This is a genomic window from Methylocystis parvus OBBP (assembly GCF_027571405.1).
Lineage (GTDB): Bacteria > Pseudomonadota > Alphaproteobacteria > Rhizobiales > Beijerinckiaceae > Methylocystis > Methylocystis parva.
In genome coordinates, this window is the sequence record NZ_CP092968.1 from 2,923,772 (window position 1) to 2,936,883 (window position 13,112).

Here is a 13,112-nt window from a genome sequence, read left to right on the forward strand (position 1 = left end):
AAGCGGCTCCGCCCCGTCGGCCGGGACGGGGCCGCTGGACCGCTCGCGCTAGGTCCGCCAGGGATGCGCCGGCAATTCGCCGACGCCGAGCGTCGCCACCCCGGCCAGCGCGACGGCGTGGTCGTTCTCGACGGCGGAGCCGCTGACGCCGATCGCCCCGATCATCACGCCTTCCTTGTCCACAATGGGCAGGCCGCCGGGAAAGGTGATGAGCCCGTCATTCGAGTGCTCGATGCCGTAGAGCGGGCCGCCGGGCTGAGACAGCTTTCCGATCTCTCCGGTCGGCATGCCGAAAAAGACGGCGGTTCGGGCTTTCTTCATCGAAATGTCGATGCTGCCGACCCAGGCGTCGTCCATGCGGTGGAAGGCCTTGAGCACCCCGCCCGAATCGACGACGGCGATGCACATTTGCGTGCCCAGCTCCACGGCTTTCCGGCGCGCGGCGGCGATCGCCTTTTCGGCCTGATCGATCGTGACATGCATGACGCTCTCTCCCTCGCGCCCCGGCAAAGGCCAAGGCGACGAGCAATAAAATAGTGCGCCGCTTGCCGGATTTAAGACTCGCCGCCCCGTAAGGCGCCGTCCCAAGGCGCAGCCCAAAGAAAATGCCCGACGCCGGAGCGCGCCGCGAAAGTGGGAAATGGTTTTCCCATGAAGCGCGCTCTAAACTTTTCGAATCGATCGCGCCGCGTTTAGGCGATTCCGCCCAAATGCGGCGCGATCCAGGTCCAGGCCGGGCCATTCAAGCGCAATCGCTTTCGCTCGCTACCGCTTCTCGATCTTGTTGGCGATTTCCTCCGGCGGCCGCCAGCTCAGCGTTCCCGTATTCCTTGTCTGCGGTTTGCGGGCGGAGCGGAAATCCCCGACGGCCTTGTCCGCGATCCGCCACTCCTGGTCGGACCAGAATTTCGACTCCGACGCCGGCGATACGGGCGCGATCTGGGAGGCGTCCGCCGACGAATCGGCGCCCGCGCTTGCGCCCGTTTGGCCCTCTTCCATCCTCAGCGCCTCCGCCGAGCCGAAGGCGTTGGGGGGCACGCGACGCAGGCTGGAGAGAAATTTTTCTTCGAGCGACTGGTTCGGGTTCAGTTGCGCAAGCGACGGGCCTGCGAGTTCTGGCAGCTCTGCGACGGAGCGCGCCGGGAAGCCTTGCGAAGCGAAGTAGCCAAGTCCCAAAAGCGTCAGCGCCAGCGCCGACATCCCCGCCACATGGCGCCGGCCGAGTTCTCCGAGCTTGATCATGAGCTCACTCCTTTTCAGGTGGTGAGCTTTAACCGTGTTGGCGTGCTGATGGTTTCGGCGGCGGCGCCTCTTTTCGCCGCCCTCTATCGGCCCGCCGCCTCAACGGCTTTTGTCACCAACGCCTTGGCGTCCGCCGAATGCCATGCGGCGGGGCCGTTCATCAGGCCCAGCTGACAGCCCGCGGGATCGATCAGCATGGTGACCGGCAGGCCCAGCGCTTTGCCGGCCTGTTTCAGCTCGTAGAAAATATTGGCCTTGGGATCGGCGTAGAGGGTCAGCGCCTTGACGCCCGCATCCTCGAAGAATTTCTTCGGCCGTTCGGGACGCGAGGTGTCGATATTCACCGTCACGACCTGGAATTTGTCCGAGCCGAACTCGCCCTGAAGCTTGTCGAGCTCCGGCATTTCGGCGCGGCAGGGCACGCACCATGTAGCCCAGACATTGAGCAGCACCGTCTTGCCCTTGAAAGCGGAGAGCGAGACGGATTTCCCTTCCGGATCGTTGAAGGCGAAGTCTGCGACCTGCTCCGGCGTCCTGGAGACGTTCATCGCCGCGACCTCGCCCCTGGCGACGTCCTTCACCGCTTCCGCGACCTTGGCGGCGCCCGCGCAGTCCCCGGCGCGCGCTTCCTTTACGCTCGGCCCGCCCGCATATAGAAAGCCCGCGCCGGCCGCTGCGAAAACAAGGGTCGCGAGGCGACGCGGGAAGGCGGCGGGCTTATTCATCTGGCGCAGGCTCCGGGGCGAAAAATGACGAGCAAGATATGGGGCGGACGCTTCCAGAGCGCAACCGACGCGGTTCTGGAGGCCATCAACGTCTCCATCGATTTCGACAAGCGCCTCGGTCCTCAGGACATTCGGGGCTCGCTCGCCCATATCGCCATGCTCGCCGAGCAGGGCGTCGTCGCGCCGGAAGACGCGGCGAGGATCACTGAAGGATTGACGCGTATAGCTGGTGAGATGGAGCGTGGGGAATTCCAGTTTTCGCGGACGCTCGAAGATATACATATGAACGCCGAATCGCGACTCGCGGAACTGATCGGCCCGGCAGCCGGGCGGCTTCATACCGCGCGCTCGCGCAACGATCAGGTGGCGACGGATTTCCGTCTGTATATACGTGACGATATTGACGCGCTGGACGCGCAGCTCGCCGACCTTCAGCTCGCTCTCGTCGAGCGGGCGATGGAGGAGGCGGGCAGCGTCATGCCCGGATTCACCCATCTGCAAAGCGCCCAGCCGGTGACGCTCGGCCATCACCTCCTCGCTTATGTCGAGATGATCGGCCGCGACCGGGGCCGTTTGCGCGACGCCCGTTCGCGTCTCAACGAATGCCCGCTCGGCGCGGCGGCGCTCGCGGGCACGTCGTTCCCCATCGACCGTCACATGACCGCGAAGGCGCTCGATTTCGACCGGCCGACCGCCAATTCGCTCGACAGCGTCTCCGACCGCGACTTCGTGCTGGAGACGCTTTCCGCCGCCGCGATCTGCGCGACGCATCTGTCGCGTTTCGCGGAAGAGATCGTGCTGTGGTCGACGCCGCAGTTCAATTTCATCTCTTTGTCGGACAAGTTCACCACCGGCTCCTCCATCATGCCGCAGAAGCGCAATCCGGACGCGGCGGAGCTGGTGCGCGGCAAATCCGGCCGCATCATCGGCGCGCTGCAGGCGCTGCTGATCGTGATGAAGGGCCTGCCGCTCGCTTATTCCAAGGATATGCAGGAGGATAAGGAAGGCGCTTTCGATTCGCTCGACTCGCTCTCCCTCTGCATCGCCGCCATGGCCGGCATGGTCCGCGACATGAAGGTGAACCGCGAGCGCATGAAGGCGGCGGCGGGCGCCGGCTTCGCCACGGCGACCGACCTCGCCGACTGGCTGGTGCGCAAGCTGAACCTCCCCTTCCGCGAAGCCCATCACGTCACCGGCCGCGTCGTGGCGCTGGCGGAGGGCAAAGGCGTGGGTCTCGAAGAGCTGACGCTCGCCGATCTGCAGAGCGTCGAGCCGCGTATATCCGAGGATGTCTTCGCCGTGCTCGGCGTCGAAAAGTCGGTCGAGAGCCGGGTCAGCTATGGCGGCACGGCGCCCGATAATGTGCGCAAACAGGCGCAGAGCTGGCTCGATCGTCTGAAGGAGCGGAGATGAGCGAGGACGCAAGCCAGCTCTATCTCGCCACGCCGCCGCTCGCCGACGGACGCGACTTTATTCCCGCTTTGACCAGCGCGCTCTCGGCGGGCGAGGTCGCTTCGCTCCTCATCCGCTTCGCCGTCGACGATCCCCGCAAACAGGAGGAGATCGCCCGCGCCCTCGCGCCCATGGCGCAGGAGAAGGGCGTCGCTGTTCTGGTCGATGGTTCGCCGACGGTGGCGCTGCGCGCCAAGGCGGACGGCGCGCATATAGAGGGCGCGGGCGCTGAGCTGACCGAGGCGGTCGGGAAGCTCTCGCCGAAATATATCGTCGGGGCCGGAAGCTTCGAGCTGCGCGACGACGCCATGCAAGCGGGCGAGGCGGGGGTCGATTACGTGCTTTTTACGGGCGATGATCTCGACGCGCTTGTCGAGCGCGTCGGCTGGTGGGCCGAGCTTTTCAACACGCCCTGCGTCGCCCGCGCCGCATCGCTCGCAGATATTGCGCCGCTTGTGCAAGCCGGCGCGGATTTCGTCATGCTGGACGACGCTGTCTGGGCCGACGCGCGCGGCCCGGCCGCCGCGGTCGCGGAGGCGCTGGCGGCGATGAATATGGAAGGGTGAAGATGAAGGAGAAGGCGCTCAACGTCCGGCTTCCTCGTCCGTCGGGACGGCCCTTTCAGGGCCTCCTCAGGATAAGCAAGCCTTCCATTCCCGCCCTTATCCTGAGCTGCGAGCGCAGCGAGGCAAGGACGAAAGCGGGCCTGGCGGCGTTGCTCTTTTTGGGTTTGCTCGACCCCGCCTTCTCTGCGCCCGCTGCGCCTGCGCCCGCCGGCGCGGCGCGCGATCTCGCTTACGGCGCCTATGAGCGGGGCGATTATCGCGCCGCGATGGCCGAGGCGAAGAAACGCGTCGACGCCAATCCCAGGGACGCCGCCGCGCTGACCCTCATCGGCCGCCTCTATCTCGAAGGCGCCGGCGTAAAGCGCGACATGAAGACGGCCATGTCCTGGTTCCAGCGCGGCGCCGAGGCGGGCGGCGCGGAGGCCGCCTATCTCTACGGCGTCGCGTCGCTCGAAGGCATCGACATCCCCAAGGACCACGCCAGGGCGCGCGCTTATCTGGAAAAGGCCGGCGCGCAGGAACATGCGGCGGCGCTGCATCTTCTCGGCGAACTCGCTTTGGAGAATGAGGGGAAGGACCCCGATTTCGCGAAGGCCATGGGCTACTTCAAGCGCGCTTCGGCGGCGGGCGATCCGGATGCGGATTATGCGATCGGCGTGCTCTACAAGACGGGCAAGGGCGTCGAAAAGGACGACCGGCAGGCGGCCGAATGGTTCAAGCGCGCCGCCGACGCCGGCCTCGCCCCCGCCATGGTCGAATACGCCATCATGCAGTTCAACGGAACGGGCGTCGAACGCGACAAGACCGGCGCCGTCGATCTGCTGCGCAAGGCGGCGCTGAAGGGCAACCCCGTGGCGCAGAACCGGCTCGCCCATCTTTACGCGGAGGGGCTGGGCGTCGAGGTCGATCTCAAGGCCGCCAGGGAATGGCGCGACAAGGCCAAGGCGTCGGGCTTGAACGATCCGTCGCTCGACTTCCTCTCCAACGCGCCCGCGCCACAGCCGGCGAAGAAATAGCGCGCATGTCGGAAGAGGCGCGCGCCCTCGCGCATTATCTCAGGACGAATGTGAAGCCCGCGCTCGCCGCGGCCAGAAGCCCGGCGGAGGCGGCCGCGATACTCGATCGGCGCCCGCCGGACTTTCCCGATGCGGGCGGGCGGCCCGTGACCTTGGGCGGCGTCGAGGGCTTGTGGATCGCCGCGTCCGGCGCGCCGCAGGCGACGCTGCTTTATCTTCACGGCGGCGCTTATTTCGCCGGCGCGCCACGACTTTACGGCCCCGTGCTGCGCGCCTTCGCGGACGCCCGCTTTGACGTCTTCGCACCCGCTTATCGGCTGGCGCCCGCGCATCCTTTTCCAGCGGCGCTGGACGATGCGCGCGCCGCTTACGCCGCCTTGCGCGCGACGGCGCGCGCGCCCATCGTCTTTTCGGGCGATTCCGCGGGCGGCGGTCTGGCGCTCGCCGTGATGATCGCCGAGCGCGAGGCGGGCCGCGCCTTGCCGCGCGCCGCCGCCTTGTTCTCCCCCTGGACCGACCTCGCCGCAACGGGCGCCTCGGCGCGCGAGAACGAAGAAAAGGACGCGCTCTTCACGCGCCTGATGCTGCGCGTCGGCGCGCGCGCCTATCTCGGCGGCCAGAACCCGAAAACGCCGCTGGCCTCGCCGCTTTACGCCGACCTTTCCGGCCTGCCGCCGCTGCTTCTGCATGTCGGCGCGGATGAGATGCTGCGCGACGATTCGGTGCGCGTCGTCGAGCGGGCGCGTGACGCGGGCGTCGCGGCGGAGCTGAAGATCTGGCCCGACGCGCCGCATGGCTGGCAGGCGATGGACGCCTGCCCGGAGGGCGAAGAGTCACGCCGGGAGGCGATCGCTTTTCTCGCACGCATGGTCGCCTCGGAGCGGGCGGGCTGAAGCCCGCCGGGCCCTCACTTCTTCCCGTCGCAAACCGGCTGGTCGCATTTGCGCGCATTGCCGATGATCTCGCGCAGAGATTTCTCCCCCGGCCAGCCGAGGATCGCCACGCCGGCGATCACGAATGACGGCGTCATGGCGAGGCCGAGCGACTCCGCGAGGCGCGTTTGACGGCGGATGACGTCGCCGACCGTTTGGCTGTCGGCGGATTGCTCGATTTTGGCGGCGTCGAGGCCCATGGCCCCCGCGACCATCAGCGCCGTCTGGCCGTTCGCGCCGCCCCGCGCCGCATAGAGTCTCTCGTGAAATTCATATGCTTTCGCCGGGCCGTAAAGGCGCAGGACGGATTGCTGAACCTTCGCCGCCTGGACGGAGCCGGCGGAGAGAATCGCATTGTTGACGAGGCCGACGCGCAGATTCGGATCGCTTTGCGCGATCGCCGCGATGTCGGCGGCCGCCTTGCGGCAATAGGCGCAATTATAGTCGAAGAACTCATAGAGAATGACGTCGCCGTCGCGCCTGCCTCGCCAGATGACGCCGGGTAAGTTCGCGGGGTCGAGTTCGGAAGGGATGCGAAAATTTCGCATCGGCTCTCCCGCGTCGTCTCGCAATGGGAAGGCGGAGTCGTCCTGCGCGCGCAGGGGCGACGCGGCGAGAATGGGCAGCGCGGCGAGCGCCAAGAGCGATAAGAGCGCCAAGCGACGGGTCGGCGGAGATTTGTCGGGAGCCAAGAATTCGTTCCGTTTGGAAAAGCTGAGAGACTGGCGGGCGCTCACCCCCATGGCCCGGGTTTCGGCGGGTCGAGCGGAGTCCGGCCGTCTTGCGGCAGAAAGGACGCTTGCGATCCGTCCGGCGGCGCGAGCGGCTCAGGCGGCGCGCTTTCATCCGCGATCGGCTGTGGCGGCGCGACCGGGCCGATGTCATGGCCGCCCGCATAGTCGATCAGCGCCCGCACGCGCTCGTTGACGGAAGGATGCGTCGCAAACCAGCCCGATTCCGGAACCCGCGCCGGGCTCTCGATGAAGAAGGCGTGCATGCGCGAGGGCATCTCGACGATGACCGAATGCGCCTCGATCTTTCGCAAAGCCGAGATCATGGCGTCCGGATTCTTGGTCAGCTCCGCCGAGCCGGCGTCGGCGAGATATTCGCGCGAGCGCGACAGCGCGAAGCGGATCAGCACGGAGGCGCCCCAGCTCAGCGCGATGATGAGCAGCGCCACGATGATGGCGAGACCCGCGCCGTTTTCGCGCCGGTTGTTCTCGCGCTCCGGCGGGCGGTAAGGCGAGAAGCCGAAGGGAAAGTCCCAACGGCGGATGACGAGATCGGCGACGAAGGCGAAAATGCCGGCGAAGATGACGGCGATCACCATCATCTGGACGTCGCGATTGCGAATATGGGTCAGCTCATGGGCCAGAACCGCCTCGATCTCGGGGTCTGTCAGCTCCAGGAGCAGGCCGCGCGTGACGGCGACCTTGTATTGTCCCTCCTTCAGCCCGGAGGCGTAGGCGTTGAGCGCGTCGCTCTCGATGATCTGCAGCGCCGGGATCGGCACGCCGCGCGAGATGCAGAGATTTTCGAGGAGATTGTAGAGGCGCGGGGATTCGGCGCGCGAAAGCGCATGCGCGCCGGTCGCGAAATCGATCATCTTCTGATGGAAGAGATAGGCGATGGCGAACCAGGCTCCTGCCGCCGCGACGCCGATCGGCCAGCCGCGTTCGACATCCTTGAAGGCGCGCGCGGCGATCCATTCGAAGGGCGCGCCCTGCGGCGAATTCACCGCTTCGACGATCAGGGCGAAGGAAAACATCAAAGCGAACAGCAGCACGACGAAGCCGGCCAGCAGAAAGGCCGAACGCAGCCGGTTGGCGCGGATATGGGTGTAGAGGCCGTAGGCTTTGAACATGGTAGGGCCACCGTCTTGCTCGGAGACCGTCATTGCGAGAGCCATATGCGAAGCCGGGTATGCCCGACTTCGGGAAAATGCGGCGAAGCAATCCAGAGTCGTGATGAGGCTCTTGGATTGCGTCGCTTCGCTCGCAATGACGGGCTGAGTCTAATTCTTAAAACTGCACCTTCGGCGGCGCCTCGACGGCTTTCTGCTCCGCTTCGCCAAGCTCGAAATATTCGATGGGCTGGAAGCCGAAGCGGTCGGCGAGCAGGAAGCCGGGAAAGCCCTCGCGCATGGCGTTATATTCGGCGACCGTATTGTTGAGGAAGCGCCGGGCGGCCGAGATCTTGTTCTCTATGTCCGAAAGCTCGCTCTGGAGCTGCTGGAAATTCTGGTTGGCCTTGAGGTCCGGATAGGCCTCCGAGAGGGCGATGAGGCGGGACAGCGCGCCGGTCAGCGCGTTCTCCGCCGCGCCCTGCGCATTGGGCCCCGAGGCGGCGACGGCGGCGTTGCGCGCCTTGATGACGTCTTCGAGCGTCGAGCGCTCATGAGTGGCGTAGCCTTTCACCGTCTCGACCAGGTTCGGGATCAGGTCGTGCCGCTGCTTGAGCTGGACATTGATGTCGGAGAAAGCCTGTTTGCTGCGCTGTCGTAAATTGACGAGCCCGTTATAGACGCCGACGAGCCAGAAACCGATGACGGCCGCGAGGCCCAATAAGACAAGAAGCGCCATGCCCGATTCCTCCCTTGGCCCGCGCCGCGCCGGCTGGGCCCGGCCATGTTAGCCTTCCGACCGCCGGAGGCAAAGGCGGACGCCATTTGACGGAAAGCCTGGTCGCGCCTATCTCTTGAGGCAATGCTCGACAGTCGCGAAACCGCGACGAAACCGACAAGAAACGCAATGGCTCTTCGCGAGATCATCACCCTTCCCGACCCTCGGCTGCGCAAGGTCTCCGAGCCGGTGGCGCGCATCGACGCCGAAATCCAGCAGCTTCTCGACGACATGCTGGAGACCATGTACGAGGCGCCCGGCATCGGGCTGGCCGCCATTCAGGTCGCGGTCCCGAAACGCATCGTCGTCGTCGACATCGGCAAGACCGAGGAGGAGCGCAATCCGCTCTTTCTCATCAATCCGGAGATCGTCTGGGCCTCCGAGGAGTTCTCCTCCTACAATGAGGGCTGCCTCTCGGTGCCGGATTATTTCGACGATGTGAAGCGCCCCGCAATGGTGAAGGTGCGTCACCTCGACCGCAAGGGCGAGACGGTGGAGTTCGACGCCGCCGGCCTGCTCGCCACCGTCGTGCAGCACGAGCTGGAGCATCTCGACGGCGGACTTTTCATCGACAATCTCTCGCGCCTGAAGCGCGAACGCGTCGTGAAGAAATTCACGAAGGCCGCGCGCTTCGACGAGATCGCGGCGCAGCGTCGCGCCGAGGGCGCCGCCCGCGAGGCCGAAAAAGCCGAGGCCTGACATTTGCGCCTGATTTTCATGGGCACGCCGGACTTCGCGACGGCGTTGCTGAAAGAGATTTGCGCGCGCGGCCATGAGGTTGCGGCCGTCTATTCCCAGCCGCCGCGTCCCGCCGGGCGCGGCATGTCGGAAAAGAAATCCAGCGTCCACCAATTCGCCGAAAGCAAAGGGCTCTTCGTGCGCACGCCGAAAAGCCTGCGTAACGCCGAGGAGCAGGAGTTGTTTCGCGCGCTCGGGGCCGACGTCGCTGTGGTCGTGGCCTATGGATTGCTGCTGCCGCAGCCGATCCTCGACGCGCCCAAACATGGATGTCTCAATCTCCATGGTTCGCTCCTGCCGCGCTGGCGCGGCGCGGCGCCCATCCAGCGCGCCATCATGGCGGGCGATAAGGAAAGCGGCGTCGAGGTGATGAAGATGGACGCAGGGCTCGACACGGGCCCTGTCGCCCTTTCCGCGCGGACGCCCATCGGGCCGGACATGACTGCCGGGGAGCTGCACGACAAGCTTGCGGAGCTCGGCGCGCCGCTAATGGCCGACGCGCTCGATCTGCTCGCGAAAGGCGACTTGCGCTTCACGCCCCAGAGCGAGGAGGGCGCCTGCTACGCCGCCAAGATCGGCAAGGCGGAGGCGCGCATCGACTGGCGTCGGCGCGCTCAGGCGCTGCACGACCATGTGCGCGGCCTGACCCCCTTTCCCGGCGCTTTCTTCGAGGGCGATTTCGGTCATGGCGTGGAACGCGTAAAGGTGTCGCGCGCGAAGGTGGAAGCGGGCAGGGGCGCCCCGGGGACCGTGCTGGACGATATGGGCCTCGTCGCCTGCGGCGAGGACGCGCTGCGGCTCCTTCGCGTGCAGCGCGCCGGCAAGGCCGAAATGGGGGTCGAGGAATTTCTGCGCGGGCGCAAGCTCGCCAAGGGCGTTGTGCTGGGATGACGCGCACATCGCAGCCGGTCGATGATATGAAGATCCGCGATCTCGCCGCCATCATCCCTCCCCTTTACGGGGAGGGTGGCGCGCGAAGCGCGAGGGGTGGGGTCCAGCGCGCGGCCTTGCCCCACCCGGCCCCGCTGCGCGGGGCCACCCTCCCCGTAAAGGGGAGGGATGGGGTCGCAGCGGCTTCGTCGCGTAAAACCATAGCGCCGAACTTGCTTCGACGCGCCGCGTCATGCCCTGTCGGCGCGCCCTGAATGCCCCGCTACGCCCTCACCATCGAATATGACGGCGGTCCCTTTGTCGGCTGGCAGCGGCAGGCGAACGGCATGTCGGTGCAGCAGCGGCTCGAAGAAGCCGTCCTCGCGATCAATGGCGCGCGCGCCGTCATTCACGGCGCCGGGCGCACGGACGCCGGCGTGCATGCGCTCGGTCAGGTCGCCCATGTCCAGCTCATTCGCGAGTGGCGCGTCGATCGCCTGCGCGACGCGCTCAACGCGCATCTGAAGCCCGATCCGATCGCCGTCATCGGCGCCCGCGCCGTTCCGGACGATTTCGAGGCGCGCTTCTCGGCGATCCGGCGTCATTACCGCTACATTATCGACAACCGCCGCGCGCCGCTCACCGTCACGCTCGGCCGCGCCTGGCACGTCAAGCGCCCGCTCGACGCGGAGGCCATGCACGAAGCGGCGCAGCGCCTCGTCGGGCGCTACGATTTCACGACGTTCCGCGCTTCGGAATGTCAGGCGAATTCGCCCATCCGCACGCTCGAAAGATTGGACGTCGTCCGCGCGGGCGACCGCATCGAGATCGTCACTTGCGCGCGCTCCTTTCTGCATAATCAGGTGCGCTCCATGGCCGGTTCGCTGGAGCATGTCGGGACCGGTAAATGGACCGCCGACGATCTTGCGGAGGCTCTCGCGGCAAGAGACCGTGCGCGCTGCGGACAGGTCGCGCCGCCGCACGGTCTCTATCTCGTCGCCGTCGATTATTGAGTCATGGTCGCGGGCGCGCCCACGCCGCCCGTCTCCGGCTTCGCGGCGTCTTCCTTCGGCGCTTCCTGCTTGTCGCTTCTGTGCGCCGCCTGTTCGTCCATTTTCTTGGCGGCGGTCTTGTGCGGCGCCGGCGGCTTTTCCTTCGCCAGCGCGGCATGTGTCGGAACAATGCTGGCGGAGAGCACAGCGGCGAGAATGCCATTTACGCAGCTTCGATTCTGAATCATGAAATCCCCTCTTCATGTCGAGAGCGCTGAATTGCGAATTATTCGCCGCGCCCTGATCGAAACCCCCGCGCCGATTCGTCAAAACCGGCCGCCCGAACGCATCAGGCCAAAGGAGATGGGAGATGTTGCGCCTCGCGCTTGGCGAGGCTGCGATCATTTCAAGGCGCAACGGCCATGATCAAGGCTGATTCGCCGCAAAGATGAACAAAAATTTTACGGCGCGCGAAAAATCGAACGCCAGTTTCACTGATGCGCCTTACGACCCGCTGAACCAGTTATAGCCCTTGTTTTCCCAATATCCGCCGGGATTGTCGTTGGTGACGAAAATCTCGACGACATGTTTGGGATTCTTGAAGCCGAGTTTTGTCGGAATCCGAATTTTCACGGGGAAGCCGTATTTCGTCTCGCGCGTCGGAAAATCGAGCGCGAGCAGCGTCTGCGGATGCAGCGCCGTCGGCATGTCGACGCTCGTCGAATAATTGTCCGCACAGCGAAAGCCGACGTAATGCGCGGTCATGTCCGCGCCGACGCGTTCCAAGAAGGTCCTGAATGGAACGCCGCTCCATTTGCCGATGGCGCTCCAGCCCTCGACGCAAACCTGGCGCGTGATCTGGGAGACCTGCGGCAGCGCGCGCAGCTCCCGCAAAGTCCATGGCGATTTGTTTTCGACGAGCCCCGACAGGGTCAGGCGATAATTCTCGCCGTCGACGACGGGCGCGAGCTTTTCTTCGTAAAAGGCGTTGAAGGGAAAGGGCGTCGTAAGGTCGGCTTCCGAGTAGGTCGGCGCGAGCTTGTCGGGATCGAACAAGGCCGCCTGCATCCGGTCGTTGAAGCGCGACATTGCGAAGAGAAGGCGGTCGACCGAGTCATCGTCTTTGAGCGTGCAGCCGGAAAGCATGGTCAGCGCGCCGAGAGAGAGGCTCTGCTTGAGAAAGAGACGTCGTTCGACGCGTTGCAGCCGCGGCCGCAGATCGGAGAGCGTAAGCTTGCCGTTCTTCATTCCTCGCGCTCCAATTTGCCGGTCGCCATCGGCTTCAGCACGCCTTTGACGCCGAGCGCCAGAGCGACATGCGCAATAAGGAAAAGCGTCAGTCCCGCCATGGCGAAGAAATGCACGCGCCGCGCGACCTCGAACCCGCCCATGATGGCGGTCAGCTCCTGAAGCTGCACGGGCTTCCAGATGGCGAGTCCGGAAAGAATGGCGACGACGATCGCAGCGAGCGCGAAGACATAGGCCGCCCTTTGCGCCGCATTGTAGTTCCCCGGCCGATGTTCGGCGCGGCCCGTCAAGGCCAGCCGCAGATCGCGCCAGACGATTCCGGGCCAGAGCGGCAGGAAGCGGCGGCGGAAATGTCCGGTCAGGACGCCGTAAAGCACATAAGCGAGAAGGTTGATCGCGAGCAGCCACATGGCCGCGAAATGCCAGGCGAGCGCGCCGGCGAGCCAGCCGCCCAGCGTGAAGCCGGCCGGAAATTCGAAACCGAAAAAGGGCGAGGCGTTGTAGATCCGCCAGCCCGACAGGATCATCACGATCACGGCGAAGGCGTTGATCCAGTGCAAAGCCCGCAAGAGAGGCGGGTGCACGGGCGGCCTTTCTTCTGTTGAGTTCATCTCCTCGCTCCGCATCCTTGGCGGCAGCCTAGCTTACGCGCGCCGCGTTGACAGCTCCGCCACGATCCCCCAAGACGGCGCGGCCAATTCTCCTCGGCT

Annotated in this window: 16 protein-coding genes; 7 read left to right on the forward strand and 9 right to left on the reverse strand. The window is 65.6% G+C overall.

Features of this window, described 5'->3' with window-relative positions:
• Positions 1-48 precede the first annotated feature (48 nt).
• The 3 genes from MMG94_RS14215 to tlpA form a co-directional block, all read right to left on the reverse strand.
• Positions 49-483 (reverse strand): GlcG/HbpS family heme-binding protein, encoded by a 435-nt coding sequence (locus MMG94_RS14215; protein ID WP_154419715.1) that lies wholly within the window; start codon positions 481-483, stop codon positions 49-51.
• 282 nt (positions 484-765) lie between these two features.
• Positions 766-1,242: a hypothetical protein gene (locus tag MMG94_RS14220; RefSeq protein WP_016922082.1), complete on the reverse strand. Its 477-nt coding sequence runs from the start codon at positions 1,240-1,242 to the stop codon at positions 766-768.
• Positions 1,243-1,325: 83 nt separating this feature from the next.
• On the reverse strand, positions 1,326-1,967 hold the full coding sequence (gene tlpA, locus MMG94_RS14225; RefSeq protein WP_016922083.1) for a thiol:disulfide interchange protein TlpA: 642 nt from the start codon (positions 1,965-1,967) through the stop codon (positions 1,326-1,328).
• 24 nt (positions 1,968-1,991) lie between these two features.
• Between tlpA and argH the strand changes: the two genes are divergently transcribed.
• The 4 genes from argH (at position 1,992) to MMG94_RS14245 (ending at position 5,894) form a co-directional block, all read left to right on the forward strand.
• Complete coding sequence (argH, locus tag MMG94_RS14230; protein ID WP_016922084.1) at positions 1,992-3,380, forward strand: argininosuccinate lyase; 1,389 nt, start codon at positions 1,992-1,994, stop codon at positions 3,378-3,380.
• Positions 3,377-3,985 (forward strand): thiamine phosphate synthase, encoded by a 609-nt coding sequence (locus MMG94_RS14235; protein ID WP_016922085.1) that lies wholly within the window; start codon positions 3,377-3,379, stop codon positions 3,983-3,985. Before argH ends, MMG94_RS14235 begins: the two co-directional genes overlap by 4 nt.
• A 158-nt stretch (positions 3,986-4,143) precedes the next feature.
• On the forward strand, positions 4,144-5,001 hold the full coding sequence (locus tag MMG94_RS14240) for a tetratricopeptide repeat protein (RefSeq protein WP_244415534.1): 858 nt from the start codon (positions 4,144-4,146) through the stop codon (positions 4,999-5,001).
• A 5-nt stretch (positions 5,002-5,006) separates the two neighbouring features.
• On the forward strand, positions 5,007-5,894 hold the full coding sequence (locus MMG94_RS14245) for an alpha/beta hydrolase (RefSeq protein ID WP_016922087.1): 888 nt from the start codon (positions 5,007-5,009) through the stop codon (positions 5,892-5,894).
• 14 nt (positions 5,895-5,908) lie between these two features.
• Here MMG94_RS14245 and MMG94_RS14250 read toward each other — a convergent pair whose 3' ends face one another.
• From MMG94_RS14250 to MMG94_RS14260, 3 genes are all read right to left on the reverse strand, one after another.
• Positions 5,909-6,625 carry a DsbA family protein gene (locus MMG94_RS14250; protein WP_040579665.1) on the reverse strand — a complete coding sequence of 239 codons (717 nt, stop codon included), beginning with the start codon at positions 6,623-6,625 and terminating at the stop codon, positions 5,909-5,911.
• A gap of 41 nt (positions 6,626-6,666) precedes the next feature.
• The gene (locus MMG94_RS14255) at positions 6,667-7,797 is read right to left on the reverse strand and encodes a M48 family metallopeptidase (protein WP_016922089.1); all 1,131 of its coding nucleotides are present in this window, start codon (positions 7,795-7,797) and stop codon (positions 6,667-6,669) included.
• Positions 7,798-7,954: 157 nt separating this feature from the next.
• Positions 7,955-8,515 (reverse strand): LemA family protein, encoded by a 561-nt coding sequence (locus MMG94_RS14260; RefSeq protein WP_016922090.1) that lies wholly within the window; start codon positions 8,513-8,515, stop codon positions 7,955-7,957.
• A gap of 168 nt (positions 8,516-8,683) precedes the next feature.
• Here MMG94_RS14260 and def point away from each other — a divergent pair, with 168 nt between their 5' ends.
• The 3 genes from def (at position 8,684) to truA (ending at position 11,175) form a co-directional block, all read left to right on the forward strand.
• Positions 8,684-9,253 carry a peptide deformylase gene (gene def, locus MMG94_RS14265; RefSeq protein ID WP_026016552.1) on the forward strand — a complete coding sequence of 190 codons (570 nt, stop codon included), beginning with the start codon at positions 8,684-8,686 and terminating at the stop codon, positions 9,251-9,253.
• 3 nt (positions 9,254-9,256) lie between these two features.
• Positions 9,257-10,183 carry a methionyl-tRNA formyltransferase gene (gene fmt, locus MMG94_RS14270; protein ID WP_016922092.1) on the forward strand — a complete coding sequence of 309 codons (927 nt, stop codon included), beginning with the start codon at positions 9,257-9,259 and terminating at the stop codon, positions 10,181-10,183.
• Between the two features lie 254 nt (positions 10,184-10,437).
• Positions 10,438-11,175, forward strand: a complete 738-nt coding sequence (gene truA / locus MMG94_RS14275) for a tRNA pseudouridine(38-40) synthase TruA (protein WP_016922030.1) — start codon at positions 10,438-10,440, stop codon at positions 11,173-11,175.
• Here truA and MMG94_RS14280 read toward each other — a convergent pair.
• The 3 genes from MMG94_RS14280 to MMG94_RS14290 form a co-directional block, all read right to left on the reverse strand.
• Positions 11,169-11,402: a hypothetical protein gene (locus MMG94_RS14280; protein WP_016922029.1), complete on the reverse strand. Its 234-nt coding sequence runs from the start codon at positions 11,400-11,402 to the stop codon at positions 11,169-11,171. The two genes, truA and MMG94_RS14280, sit on opposite strands and share 7 nt — an antisense overlap.
• A gap of 256 nt (positions 11,403-11,658) precedes the next feature.
• The gene (locus MMG94_RS14285; protein WP_016922028.1) at positions 11,659-12,402 is read right to left on the reverse strand and encodes a molybdopterin-dependent oxidoreductase; all 744 of its coding nucleotides are present in this window, start codon (positions 12,400-12,402) and stop codon (positions 11,659-11,661) included.
• On the reverse strand, positions 12,399-13,013 hold the full coding sequence (locus MMG94_RS14290; RefSeq protein WP_154419711.1) for a cytochrome b/b6 domain-containing protein: 615 nt from the start codon (positions 13,011-13,013) through the stop codon (positions 12,399-12,401). The genes MMG94_RS14285 and MMG94_RS14290 overlap by 4 nt, the downstream gene beginning before the upstream one ends.
• Positions 13,014-13,112: the final 99 nt, after the last annotated feature.

Bases quoted from the DNA above. Each gene is read 5' to 3' on its own strand.
- MMG94_RS14215 (WP_154419715.1), bottom strand. From the start codon at position 483: ATGCATGTCACGATCGATCAGGCCGAAAAGGCGATCGCCGCCGCGCGC.
- MMG94_RS14220 (WP_016922082.1), bottom strand. From the start codon at position 1,242: ATGATCAAGCTCGGAGAACTCGGCCGGCGCCATGTGGCGGGGATGTCG.
- tlpA (WP_016922083.1), bottom strand. From the start codon at position 1,967: ATGAATAAGCCCGCCGCCTTCCCGCGTCGCCTCGCGACCCTTGTTTTC.
- argH (WP_016922084.1), top strand. From the start codon at position 1,992: ATGACGAGCAAGATATGGGGCGGACGCTTCCAGAGCGCAACCGACGCG.
- MMG94_RS14235 (WP_016922085.1), top strand. From the start codon at position 3,377: ATGAGCGAGGACGCAAGCCAGCTCTATCTCGCCACGCCGCCGCTCGCC.
- MMG94_RS14245 (WP_016922087.1), top strand. From the start codon at position 5,007: ATGTCGGAAGAGGCGCGCGCCCTCGCGCATTATCTCAGGACGAATGTG.
- MMG94_RS14255 (WP_016922089.1), bottom strand. From the start codon at position 7,797: ATGTTCAAAGCCTACGGCCTCTACACCCATATCCGCGCCAACCGGCTG.
- MMG94_RS14260 (WP_016922090.1), bottom strand. From the start codon at position 8,515: ATGGCGCTTCTTGTCTTATTGGGCCTCGCGGCCGTCATCGGTTTCTGG.
- def (WP_026016552.1), top strand. From the start codon at position 8,684: ATGGCTCTTCGCGAGATCATCACCCTTCCCGACCCTCGGCTGCGCAAG.
- truA (WP_016922030.1), top strand. From the start codon at position 10,438: ATGCCCCGCTACGCCCTCACCATCGAATATGACGGCGGTCCCTTTGTC.
- MMG94_RS14280 (WP_016922029.1), bottom strand. From the start codon at position 11,402: ATGATTCAGAATCGAAGCTGCGTAAATGGCATTCTCGCCGCTGTGCTC.
- MMG94_RS14285 (WP_016922028.1), bottom strand. From the start codon at position 12,402: ATGAAGAACGGCAAGCTTACGCTCTCCGATCTGCGGCCGCGGCTGCAA.
- MMG94_RS14290 (WP_154419711.1), bottom strand. From the start codon at position 13,013: ATGAACTCAACAGAAGAAAGGCCGCCCGTGCACCCGCCTCTCTTGCGG.